Here is a 16,648-nt window from a genome sequence, read left to right on the forward strand (position 1 = left end):
CGCGGCGAACCGATCGACTGGTGACGCGGCGAACCGATCGACTGGTGACGCGGCGAGTCGACCGATGACCGACGTCTCGCTCGCGACCAACGTCCCGTTCGCCGTGACCGCGGGGGTCGCGACGTTCTTCTCTCCGTGCGCGTACCCGCTGTTGCCGGGCTACGTCGGCTTCTACGTGAACTCGGTCGACGCGGACGAGGCGTCGGTGACCGGGGCCGGAGTCCGGGGGATCGCGGCCGCGATCGGCGTGCTGACGACGTTCGCGCTGCTCGCGGGCGCGACGGTCCGCGTCGGGCAGTCGACGCTGTCGAACATCGGCGTCTTCGAGACGCTCGTCGGCGGACTGCTCGTCGTCTTCGGACTGCTCGTCGTCTTCGGGCGGGCGCCCTCCCTGTCCGTCTCGCTGCCGAAACGACGGTCGAGCGTGTTCGGGTTCGGGCTGTTCGGTGCGGGGTACGCGCTCGCGGGCGCCGGCTGCGTCGCGCCCATCTTCCTCGCCGTGGTCGCCCGCGCGATCGCGCTTCCGAGCGACGCCGCGATCCTCGTTCTCTCGGTGTACGCCGGCGTCGTCGCGGTGCTGATGGCCGCGACGACCGTCGCGACGGGGGTCGGGCTCGTCAGCAACGCCAACCGGGTGATGACCCACGCCGGCCTGCTGAAGCGGATCGCGGGCGCGGTGATGGTCGTCGCGGGAGTCGGACAGCTGTACCTCTCGCTGGTCGTGTACTGAGTCGCCCCCGCGCCGACGGGTATTTACTCCGGGGCTCCGAGTCGGCGAGCGATGACCGAGCGCACCGGACTCGACGGCACACCGTGACCCGTCCCACCGACGGCGAGCCGCTCCTGTTCGCCCACCGCGGGTTCGCCGGCGAGAACCCCGAGAACACCGTCGGCGCGATCGAGTCTGCGTCGGCTGTCGAGGCGACCGACCGGATCGAGATCGACGCGATGCCCACCGCCGACGGCGACCCGGTCGTGTTCCACGACGCGGCGCTCTCCGGACGCGGCGGCCCTCCCGGCGCCCCCGACGACCGCGGACTCACCGACGCGACCGGGGTCGTCCGGGAGACCGACACCGCGACCGTCACCGACGCCGAGGTCCTCGACAGCGGGGAGACCGTGCCGCTCCTCGGGGAAGCGCTGGACGCGATTCCGCCGGGGATCGGCGCGAACGTCGAACTCAAGAACCCGGGACGAGCCCCCTCCGCGCTCCGGCCCGACGAGGCGCTCGATCCGGACGCGCTGGCGGAGCGGAAGGCGGTCTGGCTCCCGTTCGTCGAGCGCGTGCTGGAGGTCGCCGAGGGGCGGGCGAACGACCTGCTGATCTCGTCGTTCCACGAGGCCGCGCTCGCCGCGACGCGGGAGGCGTCCGCGGTCCCGGTGGCGCCGCTGTGCTCGGAGTCGGTCGAGGACGCGCTGGAGATCGCCCGACGGTACGACGCGACTGCGGTACATCCCCCGATCGACGCGGTCCGGGGGACCCCGTTCTTCGACGCGTCGCGATTCGGCGACGTCGACGTGGTCGCGGCCGCGCGCGACGCGGGGCGCGCGGTGAACGCCTGGACGGTCGAGACGTGGCACCAGACCGATCGGCTCGCGGCGGCCGGCGTCGACGGCGTGATCGCCGACTACTCGACCGTCGGAACGCGGTGAGAACGGAGAAATCGGAGCTGTTGAAGTCACTTCTTCGGAGATGGTTCACCTGAAACGGCTGGTCGCTGAACGGGGCCTCTTGATCGATAGCGGGAGTGAGTCTCGCAGATTGGTTTATTAGGTCTTTATTAGTGATCGAGTGGTGTTGCTGTCGGCTGTTTATAAGCGATCGAAGACTCTGCGGTGAAGASCTCCAAAGCCCCAGCCGTGAGAGCAGCGCACGCTCGCCGCGCTCCTCGGTCGTTCGCGTTGCYCACTCTCTGCGGTGCTCGCGTCGCCTGCGCTGCCCTCACGGCTGCCCCTTTGAGTCCCACCCCGCACAGCACCGCGCCTCACACCTCCCCAGCCTCGTCGGCTCGGCGCTTATAAGCGCCGAGCCGACTCCCTCGCACGCGCTGACTCGCGGCCGCCCCCGGCGGCCGCTCGCAGGCGCGCGCCACCGCACAGTTCTTTATAAGCAATCGCCGCTATCGCTCACAGTCCGTTTAAATACGGTCTCGCCACCACCGATCTGAGACACTCACTCCCGCAATCACTCGCCGAATGAGGATTTCGACAAAGCCGAAGTGTCGCGCTGTTATCGCGCCGCCAGCCACTCGGCGAAGTTCCCGGTGAGGAAGTCGGCGTAGTCGACGATCCCGAGGTACAGCGAGACGACGACGACGATCACGATCGGGATCCGGACGATCCAGATCCACGCGGTCCCGAGCCCGCCGAGGTCGCCGATCCCCTTCTGTAGTTCCTCACGGGCGACGTCGGGGATCACCCACCCGACGAACAGCGCGAGCAGCAGCGAGCCGAGCACGAGCAGGACCCCGTCCGCGAGCCCGTCGTACAGGTCGAGGAAGATCAGGTCGACCGTGACCGGGACGCCGAGCAGGAAGACGGCGACGCCGATGGCGATCGCGGCGGGGACGCGCCCGACGCCGACCTCGTCGATCAGGTACGAGACGAGCACTTCGAGGATGCTGATCGCAGAGGAGAGCGCCGCGATTCCGACCATCGCGAAGAACACGATCCCGAGGATCCGACCGCCGGGGACGGTGGAGAACGCCGACGTGAGGCTCACGAAGATCGCGCTGGCGCCGGGACCGCCGGGCTCGATCCCGGCGGCGAAGAGGAACGGGAAGACGACGAAGCCGACGATCACGGCGATGAGCGTGTCGAGCGCGACGATCACGCCGGCGTCGGACGCGAGGTTGCGGTCCTCGCCGAGGTAGGAGGCGTAGGTGATCATCACGCCCATCCCGAGCGAGAGGGTGAAGAAGGCCTGTCCGGCGGCGGCCGGCAGGATGCTCGTCCAGTTCGCGACGAGGTAGCCGAAGTCGGGGGAGAGGTAGTAGCTGTACGCCGCCCCGGACGCGTCTAAGGTGAACGCGTACGCCGCGAGCCCGAGGAGCAGGACGATGATCGCCGGCACCATCACCTTCACGCCGACCTCGATGCCCTTCCGCACGCCGGCGGCGATGATCGCGATGACGAGCGCCATGAACACGGCGTGGAAGAGGAGGGAGTCGATCCCGGTGGTGACGGTACCGAACAGCTGTCCGGCCTCTTCCGGCCCCGCGAGCGCGTACCCGTCGGTGACGCCGATCAGGGTGTATCGGAGGAACCAGCCGGCGACCACGCTGTAGTACGAGAGGATGACGAAGCCGATGGCGACGAACAGCCAGCCGAGGTAGTGCCACGCCCCGCTGCCGAGCTCCCGTATCGCGCCGACCGGGTTGAGGTTGGTGTACCGCCCGATCACGAACTCGACGAGGATCGCCGGGAAGCCGATCAGCGCGACGAAGAGCAGGTAGACGAAGAGGAACGCGCCGCCTCCCTCCTGTCCGGTGATGAAGGGGAACCGCCAGATGTTCCCTAACCCGACCGCGCTGCCGACCGCGGCGAGGATGAACCCCGCCCGTGTCGCCCATGTCTCGCGTGCCATTGGTGTGCAGGATCGAAACCTCGGACCGCCTAAAAGCGTGTCTCTCCGCCGCTCTAACCGCGATCATCAAACATGATCAATCGGTCACCGATCGGTAGCGGAGACGGTCCGGCGTGGCGTGTCGAGATGAAGCCGCGTTCGACCCCCGTCGGGGACCGTGAATTTAATAGCCGGACGGCGACCTCACGGGATATGGAACGCGTAGACGTCGCGATCGTGGGTGGCGGTCCGGCCGGGTCCTCCGCAGCGCACGCGGCCGCGACCGGCGGCGCCGACGCGCTCGTGCTCGAAAAGGGGGTTCCCCGCGCCGACCGCGACCGGCTCGGTCCGGACTCGACCGACGCCGCGGGCATCCTCGACTACTGGGTCGACATCATGGGGATCCACCCCGACGAGTTCGACGACGGGGTGGTCCAGCGCGAACTGAACCGCGCGGAGTTCCGCGGCCCGGACGAGTCGGCGACGCTCACGAGCACCGGGATCGACTCCTCGTACGACGAGTTCGGCTACACCTTCCACCGCGCGCGCTTCGACGACTGGCTCCGCGACCGCGCCGAGGACGCCGGCGCCGAGTACCGCGCCGGCGTGTCGGTCCGCGGCGTCGACACCGACCCCGACGTCTCACCCGGGAGCGACGACCCTCGACACCGCGTCGAACTCGCCTCCGGCGAGACGGTCGGCGCGGAGTTCGTCGTGCTCGCGGACGGCCCCCAGCGCACGGTGACGAACAAGGTGCTCGACGAGTACCTCCCCGCGGACGCGGCCGCCTCCGACCGGCTCGCCTCCCGGACGGCCAACCACATCGCGTACCAGGAGTACCGCCGCGTTCCCGAGGAGGTGTACGAGGAGGTGAACGACGCCATCGTCTTCTGGTGGGGCGTGATGCCCGGCGAGACCGCGTACCCGTGGATCTTCCCGAACGCCGACCGCGTCTGCCGGATCGGGCTCACGATGCCGATCGGACTCGACATCGACGAGTTCGATCGCGACGCGTACGCGTTGCTCGACGCCGACGACGAGTCGATCCCGCAGGGCGGCGAGTACGTCCGCCGCCTCCTGGAGTGGCAGTACGGCGACGAGTACGACGTCGAGGATGACTTCCCGCTCGTCGAGGACGCGGGCAAGCGGAACGGCACCGAGACGTACCCGATCTCCTCGACGCGCCCCATCGACTCGCCGACCGAGGCCGGGATCGCGGTCGCCGGCGGCGCGATGGGGACCACCTCCGCCTTCCACGAGGGCGGCGACCACGTCGCGGTCCGCACCGGCGCGATCGCGGGCGAGCTCGCCGCCGCGGGCGACATGGCCCCCTACAACCGGCGGTGGAAGGAGGCGATCGGCGACGAGATCGTCCGGAACGTGACGATGGCCGACATGGTCGCCGACTACGACCCCGACGACTGGAACCGAATCATCGGCGCGGCCGACGCGATGCTCGCGGCCGACGCGAGCGGCGGGCTCCTCTCGCAGCCGTACCGCTCCGGCTGGGAGTCGGTGAAGCTGCTGCTCGGCTACAAGTGGAACAAGCGCCGCGTGAAGAAGGACTACGTCGGTATCGACGAGAGCGAGTACGTCTACTGACGCGGCGCAGGCGCAGTCGCTTTCCGCGGTCGCTCGGCCCGGCTACCGAATGACCGGCGCGGTCAGCTCCCGCGGGTCGGTCGCGATCCTGTCGACGTCGACCGGCTCGACCTCGTGTGTCGGCCACTGGCCTGTCTTCGTTAGCGTCTCGGTCCGGTCGGGCGCGACGAGGTGGGTGTCCTCGCTTTTGGCCCCCCGTACGGTGGGGTTCCACGCGTAGGCCATCGGCCACCGGACCGGCTCGTCGCTCTCGGGGGTCGCGATCCACTCGCGGCCCGCGAAGCCCGCCGCGCCGCCTTGGTGGTGTTCGCGCCACTCCTCCGCGAAGCCGACGGCGTCGTACGCCTCGCGGATCGCGTCGAACACGTCGCCGGCGGTGTCCGGGTCGTCCGAGTCGGTGAGGTCTCCGGCCGCGGCGGCCTCGGTCGCCGCGAGCGCGGTCGCCTCCACGCGGGCGGCCGCGCGGTGACGGTCCTCCAGCCATTCGGGGGCGTCGAACGCGACGGTGCGGGTGAGCGAGGCGTACAGCCCGGCGCGCTCGGCGGTGACCGACACGAGCGCGTAGTCGCCGAGCGTCGCGTCGCTCGGGGTGTAGTGGCGGTACCGCTGCGCGCGCTCCGCGCCGCCGACGAGCACGACCGGGGTGTCGACGTCGCGAGACGCGAGGGAGATGTCGATGCCGGCGGCGACCTCGTACTCCGGGTCCTCCGGTTCGAGGTTGCGGCAGACCGTTTCGAGGGCGGCGGCCGTCTCGCGGCCGAGCTCGCGGTAGCGCTCGACGTCGTCGTCGGTGAGCGGCTGGCGGAGGCGGCTCCCGTCGACGCGCTCGAAGCCCGGCGCGTCGAAGTCGGCGGCCGCGGGCGCGGGCGAGCGCTCCGCGACGGCCTCGGCCAGCGAGCTCGCGTGCCACGGGAACGACTCGACGGCGACGGCCTCGGGGAGCTCCTCGTCGGCGAGCCGATTCGCCTCGATGTCGTCGGTGATCACCCGGAGCTCGCCGTCGTAGCCGGCGGCGGCGACCCCGAGGTCGGCGTCGGCGTCGACGACGTTGTCGCCGCCGGTGAGCCACGCGAACCCGTTCGGCTTGGCGAACCAGACCGCTTCGAGCCCGCGCTCGTCGAGGTACGCGTCGAGCCTCTCGGTACGGGCGGCGAGATCGACCATGCCGGACGGTAGCCGGTGCGGGACTAAAAGGGGTCGAAAGCGGCGACGGTCGGCTTGCGGACCGGCGCGCCGGTGGCGTCGGCCGGCGCGCGGGTCAGCGCCCGACTCAGTACGGCAGCGCGTACAGCACGACCGCGAGGAACGGCGTCAACAACAGCAGCATCGCGATCGCGTAGCCGAACATCTCCCGCGCCTTGATCCCGGTGATCGCGAGCAGCGGCAGCGCCCAGAACGGGTTCAACAGGTTCGTGTGGGCGTCGCCGACGGCGTACGCCATCGTCGCCTGCCCGGCGGGGACGCCGAGGTTCCCCGCGGCCTCCAGCACGGAGGGACCGAGGACGATCCACTCGCCGCCGCCGGACGGGACGAACAGGTTGACGATCGAGGCGGTGATCCACGCGATCACGGGGAACGTCTCCGGCGTCGAGACCGCGAAGAGCCCCTCGGCGATCGTCTCCGAGAGCCCGGAGAAGTTCATGATCCCCTGGATCCCGGCGAAGAAGGGGAACAGGAGAATGATCCCCGCGGCGGCCTCCGCGGCCTCGCCGAACTTCTCGCGGTACAGGGCGGGCCGGGTGTAGACGAGCAGCCCGACGAACAGGAAGCCGAAGTTGACGACGTTCAGCGTCAGCGCGTCGAGCCCCTGCGTGGCGAAGAGGTACCCGACGTAGGCGACGCCGGTCAGCGCGATGAGACCGCCGAGGAGGCGGCTGTTGTCGATCCGCTCCGCGGGCGTCGGCGAACCGCTGGGCTCGGCGCGGGGATCGTCGATGCCGCCGTCCGCCTCGGCGGAATCGAAGAGGCGTTCCTCGGCGACGTACTCGGTGATCCCCTGCGCGCGGTCGCCGGTCGGCGCGAGCAGGTACAGCATGAGCGACGCGAACAGGATGGACAGCGCGGTGAGCGCCAGCCCGTAGGCGCTGAAGACGGTGGCCGAGGTGGGGACGACGCCGTCGAGCACGCCGAGCTCGATGAACTCGTTGCCCGGGGTCGCGATGAGCAGCGGCGCGGAGCCGGAGAGCCCCCAGTGCCACGTGAGCCCGAGCCCCATGTAGCCGGCCACGCACAAGATGGGGTAGTGGACGTCGATCCCGTTCTCGTGGGCGGTCTTTCCCATCTCGCGGGCGAAGATAGCGCCGATGATGAGACTGAATCCCCAGTGGACCCACGCGAGCGCCATCGCGACGAAGCCGACGAGCACGACGGCCTGTTTCCCGTCGCTCGGCAGTCGGGTGAGCGACCTGAGCGCGCCGTTGACGCGCGGGTGATACGCCACCACGAACCCGGTCATCAGGATGAGCACCATCTGCATCGCGAACGTCAGGAAGAGCCAGAACCCGTCGTACCAGAACCCGACCGTCTCGAACACGCCGGTCCCCTCGACGACGATCGCCGCCACGTACGCGACGTACGTGAGAATGATCGCGAAGAGGAACGGGCTGGGCATGAATCGTTCCACGACCCCGGCGAGACCGTCACCGAGACGTTCTACCGCGGTCGCGTCAGTCGATTTGGTTGCCATCGGGCCGGATATCATCACCATTTATGATAAACGTTGGCATGGTAGCGTTCGATCCGCCTGATCGCGGGTGCGCGTTCGCGGATTCGGGCGACGGGAACGCGAAAACGCATTCGTTTCGAAAGGTTCAATTGTATCCCCGGGATACGAGGAGATGCGTCAGTAAGCCCCTGCGGGTTGGTAGTCTAGTCCGGTTATGACACCTCCTTGACATGGAGGAGGCCGGCAGTTCAAATCTGCCCCAACCCACTTCTGTTTCAGACTGAATTCGTTAGTCGTCGATATTCGCGTCGATCGTCGTGAGGCGTTCGTTCTCCGGAGCCGACCCGCGCAAGCTACAAGCCGCTCGTCCCCCAACGGTGCGGTATGTCACCATCGCTCGCCGACGAGCCGGTCGAGCCGGCCGACGAGGACGCCGACCCGCTGACGGACGACGAGTACGACCGGTACCTCGCCGACCTCGGCTCGGAGTGGGAGGTCGTCGACGACCACCACCTCGAAGCGACCTACGAGTTCGGCGACTTCGCGGACGCGCTGGCGTTCACGAACGAGATCGGCGAGCTCGCCGAGGAGGAGTGGCACCACCCCGACATCCACCTCTCGTGGGGAGAGGTCGGCGTCGAGATGTGGAGCCACGAGATCGGCGGGCTCCACGAGTCAGACTTCGTGATGGCCGCGCGGATGGACCGCATCTACGACGGGTACGACGATTGAGCCGGGGGCAGTCGAAACCGGACTCCCGTCGAGCGGTCTCGGAGGGGCCGACGAGGTAACGAACGGCTTTAAACCCCTCCCGACGGAAATGGGGATAATGAGCGCGAACGTCTTCCTGGTCCCGATCGACCCGGAGAACTTCGATCGAACGGTCCGGTCCGCGGTCGACCTCACCGAGTACGACGACCGCCCGGACCCCCTCGACGACCTCGACGAGACCCGTCTGTGGGCCGTCGACGACGACAGCGGAAACGGCTCGACGTTCGAGCGGATGGAGGAGGGCGACCTCCTCCTCTTCTACCACGACGACGAGTACCTCGCCACCGGTCGGGTCGGGACGACCTTCGAGGACGAGGACCGCTGGGTCTCCAGCACGTTCTGGACCGCGTTCCCGACGACGCGCGTGTACACGGTCACCGACTTCGCGGCCGTCTCCGCCCCGAAGCGCGCTGTCAACGCCATCTTCGACTACTCCGAGTCGTACACTCCCGGCTTCATGCGCGTCGCCGACGACCGGGTGAACGCCGAGCTCTCCTCGATCGAGTCCGCGATCGAGCACTACACGAAGCGGAACGCCTGAGCGCGCCGCCGGTTCTTCTCTTCCAGTTGTCGATTTTCCCCTAAACCGCGTCGAGAAGCGTCTCGTAGGCGGCGCCGTAGCGCTCCGCGACGCGCTCCGGATCGCCGCGTTCGTCGCCCGAGAGGGCCGGGAGATCCACGGTCGCCAGCGGTTCGATCATCTCGGTCACGGTTCCGGTGTGCTCCTCCATCGTCCCCTCGCGCGGGCTCCCCGAGGCCACCGCGCGCGCCTTCGCGTAGCGGTCGCCGGCGTAGATCCGCGCGCGGCCGGGTTCGACGACCGCCGCCGCGTCGGGCTCGACCGGGCCGTCCCGCGGAAGCGGCCCGGCGATGTCCGCGTACGACTCGACGACGACCGGCACCGACGCTGCCGCGACCCGCGCCGCGACCCGGTCGAACGCCGGGAGGTAGTCGGCCGCCATCACGTCGTTGAACGCCGCCACGTCGTCGACGCGGGTCGCCTCCGCGAGCGGGAGTCGGTCGGCGAGACTGTCGGGGAGCAGTCCCGCCGCCTCGGCCGCTCCGTTGACGACGAACCGGGAGCCGTCCTCGGTCGTCACCCGATCGCAGAGGAACGTCCGGTCCGCGTCGCCCAACATACCGGTCCGACCGGGGGTCGGCCGCCAGAGCCGGTGGACGGGGTTGATCGACTCCGGCGTGATCGCCTCGGGAGTGCTCGCCTCGGGGCCGTCTCCGCCCCGCCCCCGATCGCCGATGCTCGGAAGCGGTCGCGTGCTCGCGGCCGCGAGGCGCCTCGCGTCCTTCCCGTAGAGCCGGCCCGCGTCGCTCGCGATCCGGTAGTCGTCGTGGTCGTACCAGTAGTCGTTGCCGGCGCGGGGCTTGACGCCGACCGCGTCGTCGGCGCGGGCGGCGAGGCTCGCCACCAGCCCGGTCGAGAACGTCGTCTTCCCGGCGTCGACGCGGGCGCCGCCGGCGACGAGGACCACCGGCGCGTCGGAGCGCTCTCGGCTCACGCTCCGTCTTGGGGGTCGGCGTCTCCGGTCTCTTCGCCCTCTCCCGCTTCGTCTTCTCCCGCTTCACCCTCGACCGCGTGGGGCGCGACCCCGTAGTAGCCCGGGCCGTCCTCTTCCAGCGGCTCCGCGATCACGAGGTCCTCGGCGTGGGTCATCACCCACGGGATCGCCCAGTCGATCAGCACGGCCTCGGTGTCGGGGTCGATCTCGGCGTCCGGCTCTAGCTCCTGCAGGAGCCGAGCGATCTCGGGGACTGTGTACATTTGGTCCGGCTCGAACAGCTCCGCGGGCTCGTAGAAGTCACACGGGTAGGTCGCGTCGAACGCCGACTTGGGCTGAGGCATGGGGGTCGCTACGGCGTCACGTCCGTAAACGCTGCCGATACGGGCGGCACCGAGTCGCCCCGTGCCTCTCTCACCAAGCGACGACGCCGACGCTCTGCGATCGGGGTGCGAAAAAATTCGGGATTTCGACGCGCGTCGCGGCGCGTTCGAGTGGAACGTTACTCGAAGAGTTCGACGGCCTGCTCGTAGCGGGTCGAGGGCTCGTCCCAGTCGACGACCTCGAAGAAGTTGTCGACGAACTCGCCGCGGGCCGGGCCGTAGTCGTGGTAGTAGGAGTGCTCCCACACGTCCAGCGCTAAGATTGGGTGACCGCCCCAGATCGCGCCCTGGTCGTGTTTGTCGACCACGACGTTGCGAAGCCGGTTCGAGAACGTGTCGTACACGAGAAGCGCCCAGCCACTGGCCTCGGACGCCGCCGCCTCGAACTCGCCCTTCCAGGCGTCGTACGAGCCGAAGTCCTCCTCGATCCGGTCCGCCAGCGCGCCCTCGGGCTCAGCGCCGCCCTCCGGGCCCATGTTCTGCCAGAACAGGTCGTGGAGGATGTGCCCCGACGAGTTGTGGGTCACGTTCCGTATCGCTCCACCGGACGACGAGAAGTCGCCCGACTCGCGGTTCTCTTCGAGCGTCTCCTCGGCCGAGTTCCACCCGTTCACGTACCCCTGATGGTGCGTGTCGTGATGCCATTCCAGCACCTGCTCGGAAAGGTGCGGCTCCAGCGCGTCGTACTCGTACGGTAACGGATCGAGTTCGTAGCTCATCGTTGTATCACCTGTCAGCAACATGGCTCGGAAACCTGTTAAAGATAATGCGGTACACGGTACCACGCGTCATTAGACTCGGCCGGCGTCGAATGTCGCGGATCGGGAGCGCTGGACTCGCGGTTCAGGCTGAGTCGAGATCGAATGGGAGTGAGCCGATCGGTATCCGCCTCGTTTCAATGTAACTGAAAGAAGTTTCTCTGACTCCCGCGCGCTGACGGTGGGACTGGGATTCGAACCACGGTCGCTCCCGATCGGTCGCTCTCTGATTCGAATCCCGCACGAGACGCGCGCGGCGCGGAGTGCGCCGCGCGCTGACGGTGGGACTGGGATTCGAACCCAGGAAGCCGTGAGGCTACCGGTTTTCAAGACCGGCGCAATGGGCCGCTCTGCCATCCCACCGCACCCGGTCCGTCGGGGGCGTGTGACTAAGGGGTGTCGGTGTCGGCCGATCCGTCGCTCCCCCGAAGCCGGTAGTGGATCGCGAACACGACGAGCGCGGCGAGGATCGGCGGCGCGACGCCGGCGATCTGCGGGAGCCCGTAGAGGGCGACGACGACGGCCGACTCGGTCGGCTCGCGGAGCTCCGCCGGCGCGGAGACGACCATCCCGACGTACAGCGAGACGAGGAACAGGAATCCGCCGTACGCCAGTTTCCGGTCGTACCCCGGCTTCACGGGATCGCCGCGACGGTGCCGCCGGGCGACGAACAGCAGGGGCGCGAGCAGCGGCGCGACCGCGGCGAACCCGGCGATCACGTACAGCGACCGGGAGAACAGGAACGTCCCGCCCTGTACCTCCGCGGTCTCGGCCATCCAGACGACGAGCGCGAGGGTCACCACCGTCGCGATCAGCCCGGCCGCGAGCGCCCCGATCACGCCGTACACGCGCATGGTCCACGACTCCGTCTCGCGGATCGCGTAGGGGATCGCGCCGAACACCCCGCGGTAGCTGTCTGCCATCGACGCCGCTACGGCCGAGGGAGAATTAAACCCCTCGTCGGCGGGCGCGACCATCCCGGCTGTGACTCACCCGAGTACTGCGATCGACGTTCCCCCTACGAGAGTCGCGCCGTTCCGGGTGACGTGATCTTTTATACCCCGCGGTGGCACCATCCCACGTGGGCCTGTACGACACGTATCTCGCCGTTCGCCACCGTCTCCACGACGGCGACCCGCCGGAACACGTCGCGATCGTCATCACCGAGCGCGACCTCCTCGCCGACGGCGCGTTCGACACCCTCTCGGCGGCGCTCGGGTGGGCCGTCGAGTACGGTGCAGAGCGCGTCACCGTCTCGGTGTCCGTGCTCGACGAGGCCGTCGTCCCGACGCTCGTCCGCGAACTCCGTCAGGTCGACGCCCCTCGGCGGTTCGTCGTCCGAGGACCGGAGGACGCGGCGCTCGACGGGGGAGCGGTCGGCTCGGAAAGCGGTACCGGAAGCGACCCGGGACAGAACGCGCGCGGCGAGCGACCGGACGACGCGCCGATCCGGATCACCGTCGGGCTCGGCGGGAAGGCCGAGTTCGCGGCCGCGGTCCGGGAGATCGCGGCCGACGTGGACGCCGGCGACCTCGATCCGGCGTCGATCGACGCCGCCGACGTCTCGGACCGGCTGGTGTTCCCCGAGGAGCCCGACCTCGTGATCAAGACCGGCGCCGAGCGGCTCTCGGACTTCGCCATCTGGCAGTCGGTGTACGCCGAGCTCTACTTCACCGACGTGAACTGGCGGGACTTCAGGAAGCGAGACTACCTCCGGGCGGTGCTCGACTTCCAGGACCGACAACGGCGGTTCGGGCGGTAGGCGGGCGGGAAGGGAGACGTCCGGAACTTCACCAGACGAACCGGAACAGGAGCGTGAACGTCACGAGCGCCCCGACCGTCGAGAGGATCGGGACGACGTTCTGCATCAGCACGACGCGTGCGCTCGTGGTCGGGTTGAACAGGTCCGACGCGGAGGGGATGTCCGACGGGTCTCCCTCGCCGATCGGCCCCGTCTCGTCCGCTTTCAGCGCGCCCACGGACACTTTCGGCTCCTTCTCGCCGCGGATCCCCTGTTTGACCGTCACGGTTCGGGTCGCGCGTCCCCACCCGAGGCCGACGATCGACATCGTCGCGATGATGACGAACGACGCCGGGATCCCCACCGCCGAGAGGCTGATGACGATCCCGGAAGAGACGCAGGCGACGACGATCGCCGCGGTCAGCGGGAGGTCGGTGATGTCGTTGCCGAGCGTGTCGAGCGTCCGGCGCGCGATCGTGAACGCCCCGACCGCGACGGAGGCGCTTCCGAGGAGGATCATCGGCGTCATCTCGACGTTGTCGAGCGCGACGAGCGGCGCGATCGCGTTCGCGATGTTCGACGTGCCCGAGGAGAAGGCCATCAGACAGCCGATCGCGATGACGACGAAGCCGCCGATCAGCTCGCGGCGCGTCGTGTTCGGCCCCGGGACCGGCTTCGGGACGATCCCCGACCGGTCGAACTCGAACAGCGCGCCCTCGGTGCTCTCGATCGCCACCCAGCTGTCTATCGCGGGGTAGAAGTACCGCCCGACGACGCCCGAGACCCAGAATCCGATGATCGGCGCGACGAGCCACCAGATGGCGATCTCGCCCATCACGGCCCGGTCGAGGGTGCCCGTCGCCAGCCCGAGCCCGGCGATGGCGCCGACCGCCGTCATCGACGTCGACGCCGGGACGCCGGCGAAGTTGCCCACGAACAGCGCGCCGCCGATGAAAAAGAGAACCACGATGCTCGTCTCCAGCGTGAACACGTTGCCTCCGGTGACCAGGTCCTCGCCGAGCGTCGTCACGACGCGCTGTCCCAGCGTCCCCGCGCCGATGAAGAAGAACACCGACATTAGCGCCGCGGCGCCCGACTTCGATATCACGTCCGCGCCGACCGCCGGCCCGAACGCCGGCCCGGTCGTCGCGCCGCCGATGTTGTATCCGACGAACGCCGCGACCACGAACCCGACGAGAAGTAAGGCCTCAACCATATACTCGTTACAACGACACACGGCGGGTTAAGCGAACAGGTTTCCGCGTCCCGACAGAAGCGACCGAGACCGAGTGGCTGCGGGGCGATCGCTCGGAGATCCGACCCGAGCGCGTCGCCGGCGAGGCGGATACCGGAGGTATTTGTCCCGCGGCGGCCTCCGGTCAGGCATGCGAACGCTCGTCTTCGACGGTCGGACCGGTGCCGCCGGCGACATGATCTGCGCCGCGCTGATCGCGGCCGGCGCCGATCCCGACGCCCTCGCGCCCGTGGCCGACCGGCTCCCGGTCCGGTACGAGGTGGGCGAGACGACGAAAAACGGGATCCGAGCGACGACCGTCGACGTGCTCCTCGACGGCGACGACGGCAGCGGCGGAAGCAGTGACGGCGGCGATGGCGACGGGGAGGGCCACTCGCACGAACACTCCCACGACGACCCCGAACACGGCCACACTCACGACGGCTCCGAGCGCGCCCACACTCACGACGACCCCGAACACGCCGAGGGGGCCGGCGTCCACCGCACCTACCTCGAGGTCGTCGCGCTCGTCGAGTCGATGGGTCTCCCCGAGTCCGTCGAGTCGGTCGCGCTCGACGCCTTCGAACGCCTCGGCCGCGCGGAAGCGTCGGTCCACGGCACCGACCTCGACGAGACGCACTTCCACGAGGTCGGCGCCGACGACGCGATCGCCGACGTGGTCGGCGCGGCGCTGCTGGTCGACGACCTCGACCCCGACCGAGTCGTGACCACCCCGGTCGCGACCGGCGGCGGCGAGGTCGAGATGAGCCACGGCGTCTACCCGGTCCCCGCGCCGGCGACGACCGAGATCGCGGCCGGCGCCGACTTCTCGGTGGTCGGCGGGCCTGTCGACCGCGAGCTGCTCACGCCCACGGGCGCCGCGATCCTCGCCGCGGTCGCCGAGGGCGTCGACGCGATCCCCGACCTCGCTATCGACGCCGCCGGTTATGGGGCCGGCGACGCGACCTTCCCGGACCACCCGAACGTGCTCCGGGCGCTGGTCGGCGAGGGACGCGATCCGGAGGCTGAGAACGGTGCTCACGGCCACGCTCACGGACACGACGACGCGGCCGAACGCACCGAAGACCACGGCCATGCCCTCGTCCACGACGACATCGCGGTCCTCGAAACGAACCTTGACGACGCCGCCCCCGAGGTGCTCGGCGGACTCCAGGAGACGCTCACGGAGGCCGGCGCGCGCGACGTGACGATCGTCCCGACCACGATGAAGAAGTCGCGACCGGGTCACCTCGTGAAGGTCATCTGCAAGCCCGAGGACGCCGAGGCGGTCGCGGAGCGGCTCGCCCGCGAGACCGGGACGCTCGGGGTCCGCCAGTCCGGCGCGAGCCACCGGTGGATCGCCGAGCGAGCGTTCGAAACGGCGGTGCTGTCGATCGACGGGGAGGAGCACGAGGTGGCGGTGAAGGTCGCCTCGACCGCCGACGGCGACGCCTACGACGTGAGCGCCGAGTACGACGACGCCGCCGCGGTCGCGGAGGCGACCGGCCTGCCGACTCGGGACGTGCTCCGCCGGGCTGAGCGAGATGTGCGCGATAGGCTCGGTGAGGAGTAGCGGAGCGCTGATTGGACTCCCCGGTCACCCCGGCGGTTCGACCCGTTCGACCCGCCCCGGTTCGACGCCGAACCCGTTCGCCAGTCGGTCGGCGACGCGGTCCGCGACGCGCTCGGCGGACCGGTCCGCCTCCGGGACCGAGAGGGTCGCGACCGCCTCGACGGTCGTGTCGTTGAGCCCGGGCTGGAGGCCGGCGATCGACAGGTCCTCGACGTCGACGCCGTCGACTCGCTCCAGCTGCGCGCGGGCGCCGGCGGCGAGGTCGCCGGCGGCGGCCTGCGAGACTCGAACCCTTACGGTCGCTTCCACGGTCTCCGAGTGGATGGCTGCTGCCATGAGTCCCTCGCCGCGAGTCGAACGCGGCGCGGATCGGTCCGCGGCCTCGAACGCGGGTCCCGCTTCGACGGACCCGGCGCTCGCGAGGGGTGCACGGTCGCGTCCGGCGGTCGGGGATCGGTGCCAACGCTCACCGGACGACACAGCGACGGCTGGAGAAGTCGGGATGCGGTCCGTCCCGCGGGGAACTCCCCCAGCCGACGCGCGTCACGCGGTCGGGCGGACGGACCGTGTCTCCGGAATCCCGTAGCCGTTCCAGCCGAGGAGCGCGCCGCTGACGAGAGCGGCGGACGCCGAGGCGGCGGAACGGAAGCGGGTCATACGTGGACTCCGGCGGCGCGAAAGCGCCGTTACCGATTCGATATGTCGGGTGGTTATTAAATCTATGGCGGACGTGTGAATTGGTAACAGATCACTTATAAGTGGTTGTCGACCGGTCCGATCGCGACCGCGAATCCCGCACAGATGACCCGTATCGGCCGGTTCCGGCGAGGGCGAGACGACAG

16 protein-coding genes and 2 tRNA genes are annotated in these 16,648 nt (G+C 69.4%); 8 read left to right on the forward strand and 10 right to left on the reverse strand.

Annotated elements, in window-relative coordinates; all coding sequences use genetic code 11:
• Nucleotides 1-64 precede the first annotated feature (64 nt).
• The gene (locus EDM04_RS10160) at nucleotides 65-730 is read left to right on the forward strand and encodes a cytochrome c biogenesis protein CcdA (protein WP_123621717.1); all 666 of its coding nucleotides are present in this window, start codon (nucleotides 65-67) and stop codon (nucleotides 728-730) included.
• Nucleotides 731-813: 83 nt separating this feature from the next.
• The gene (locus EDM04_RS10165) at nucleotides 814-1,653 is read left to right on the forward strand and encodes a glycerophosphodiester phosphodiesterase (protein WP_123621719.1); all 840 of its coding nucleotides are present in this window, start codon (nucleotides 814-816) and stop codon (nucleotides 1,651-1,653) included.
• A gap of 577 nt (nucleotides 1,654-2,230) precedes the next feature.
• On the opposite strand, the gene EDM04_RS10170 is transcribed toward EDM04_RS10165, so the two are convergent.
• Nucleotides 2,231-3,586 carry a sodium-dependent transporter gene (locus tag EDM04_RS10170; protein WP_123621721.1) on the reverse strand — a complete coding sequence of 452 codons (1,356 nt, stop codon included), beginning with the start codon at nucleotides 3,584-3,586 and terminating at the stop codon, nucleotides 2,231-2,233.
• Between the two features lie 192 nt (nucleotides 3,587-3,778).
• On the opposite strand from EDM04_RS10170, the gene EDM04_RS10175 reads away from it, so the two are divergent.
• On the forward strand, nucleotides 3,779-5,167 hold the full coding sequence (locus EDM04_RS10175) for an NAD(P)/FAD-dependent oxidoreductase (RefSeq protein WP_123621723.1): 1,389 nt from the start codon (nucleotides 3,779-3,781) through the stop codon (nucleotides 5,165-5,167).
• 42 nt (nucleotides 5,168-5,209) lie between these two features.
• On the opposite strand, the gene EDM04_RS10180 is transcribed toward EDM04_RS10175, so the two are convergent.
• Nucleotides 5,210-6,331: a Xaa-Pro peptidase family protein gene (locus EDM04_RS10180; RefSeq protein WP_123621725.1), complete on the reverse strand. Its 1,122-nt coding sequence runs from the start codon at nucleotides 6,329-6,331 to the stop codon at nucleotides 5,210-5,212.
• Between the two features lie 106 nt (nucleotides 6,332-6,437).
• Nucleotides 6,438-7,853 carry a short-chain fatty acid transporter gene (locus EDM04_RS10185; RefSeq protein WP_123621727.1) on the reverse strand — a complete coding sequence of 472 codons (1,416 nt, stop codon included), beginning with the start codon at nucleotides 7,851-7,853 and terminating at the stop codon, nucleotides 6,438-6,440.
• Nucleotides 7,854-8,024: 171 nt separating this feature from the next.
• On the opposite strand from EDM04_RS10185, the gene EDM04_RS10190 reads away from it, so the two are divergent.
• The 3 genes from EDM04_RS10190 to EDM04_RS10200 all read left to right on the forward strand — a co-directional run bounded on the left by EDM04_RS10190 (nucleotide 8,025) and on the right by EDM04_RS10200 (nucleotide 9,144).
• Nucleotides 8,025-8,099 (forward strand) — tRNA-Val (locus EDM04_RS10190).
• Between the two features lie 117 nt (nucleotides 8,100-8,216).
• Complete coding sequence (locus EDM04_RS10195; protein ID WP_123621729.1) at nucleotides 8,217-8,564, forward strand: 4a-hydroxytetrahydrobiopterin dehydratase; 348 nt, start codon at nucleotides 8,217-8,219, stop codon at nucleotides 8,562-8,564.
• A gap of 97 nt (nucleotides 8,565-8,661) precedes the next feature.
• Nucleotides 8,662-9,144, forward strand: a complete 483-nt coding sequence (locus EDM04_RS10200) for a hypothetical protein (protein ID WP_123621731.1) — start codon at nucleotides 8,662-8,664, stop codon at nucleotides 9,142-9,144.
• A gap of 40 nt (nucleotides 9,145-9,184) precedes the next feature.
• Here EDM04_RS10200 and EDM04_RS10205 read toward each other — a convergent pair whose 3' ends face one another.
• From EDM04_RS10205 to EDM04_RS10225, 5 genes are all read right to left on the reverse strand, one after another.
• A complete protein-coding gene (locus EDM04_RS10205; protein ID WP_123621733.1) occupies nucleotides 9,185-10,117 on the reverse strand; it encodes an ATPase in 933 nt (310 codons plus the stop codon).
• Nucleotides 10,114-10,461 (reverse strand): DUF5827 family protein, encoded by a 348-nt coding sequence (locus EDM04_RS10210; protein ID WP_123621734.1) that lies wholly within the window; start codon nucleotides 10,459-10,461, stop codon nucleotides 10,114-10,116. The genes EDM04_RS10205 and EDM04_RS10210 overlap by 4 nt, the downstream gene beginning before the upstream one ends.
• 158 nt (nucleotides 10,462-10,619) lie before the next feature.
• Nucleotides 10,620-11,219, reverse strand: coding sequence for a superoxide dismutase (sod, locus tag EDM04_RS10215; RefSeq protein WP_123621736.1), 600 nt, complete (start codon nucleotides 11,217-11,219; stop codon nucleotides 10,620-10,622).
• 318 nt (nucleotides 11,220-11,537) lie between these two features.
• Nucleotides 11,538-11,621: transfer RNA gene (locus EDM04_RS10220), tRNA-Ser, on the reverse strand.
• Nucleotides 11,622-11,647: 26 nt separating this feature from the next.
• Nucleotides 11,648-12,181 (reverse strand): hypothetical protein, encoded by a 534-nt coding sequence (locus EDM04_RS10225; RefSeq protein WP_123621738.1) that lies wholly within the window; start codon nucleotides 12,179-12,181, stop codon nucleotides 11,648-11,650.
• 158 nt (nucleotides 12,182-12,339) lie between these two features.
• Here EDM04_RS10225 and EDM04_RS10230 point away from each other — a divergent pair, with 158 nt between their 5' ends.
• On the forward strand, nucleotides 12,340-13,020 hold the full coding sequence (locus tag EDM04_RS10230) for an undecaprenyl diphosphate synthase family protein (RefSeq protein WP_123621740.1): 681 nt from the start codon (nucleotides 12,340-12,342) through the stop codon (nucleotides 13,018-13,020).
• A gap of 28 nt (nucleotides 13,021-13,048) precedes the next feature.
• Here EDM04_RS10230 and EDM04_RS10235 read toward each other — a convergent pair whose 3' ends face one another.
• On the reverse strand, nucleotides 13,049-14,215 hold the full coding sequence (locus EDM04_RS10235) for an inorganic phosphate transporter (RefSeq protein ID WP_123621742.1): 1,167 nt from the start codon (nucleotides 14,213-14,215) through the stop codon (nucleotides 13,049-13,051).
• 169 nt (nucleotides 14,216-14,384) lie between these two features.
• Here EDM04_RS10235 and larC point away from each other — a divergent pair, with 169 nt between their 5' ends.
• On the forward strand, nucleotides 14,385-15,806 hold the full coding sequence (gene larC / locus EDM04_RS10240) for a nickel pincer cofactor biosynthesis protein LarC (protein ID WP_123621744.1): 1,422 nt from the start codon (nucleotides 14,385-14,387) through the stop codon (nucleotides 15,804-15,806).
• Between the two features lie 24 nt (nucleotides 15,807-15,830).
• Here larC and EDM04_RS10245 read toward each other — a convergent pair whose 3' ends face one another.
• On the reverse strand, nucleotides 15,831-16,142 hold the full coding sequence (locus EDM04_RS10245; protein WP_123621746.1) for a hypothetical protein: 312 nt from the start codon (nucleotides 16,140-16,142) through the stop codon (nucleotides 15,831-15,833).
• Nucleotides 16,143-16,648: the final 506 nt, after the last annotated feature.

The organism is Halorubrum sp. CSM-61 (genome assembly GCF_003781945.1).
Classification (GTDB): domain Archaea; phylum Halobacteriota; class Halobacteria; order Halobacteriales; family Haloferacaceae; genus Halorubrum.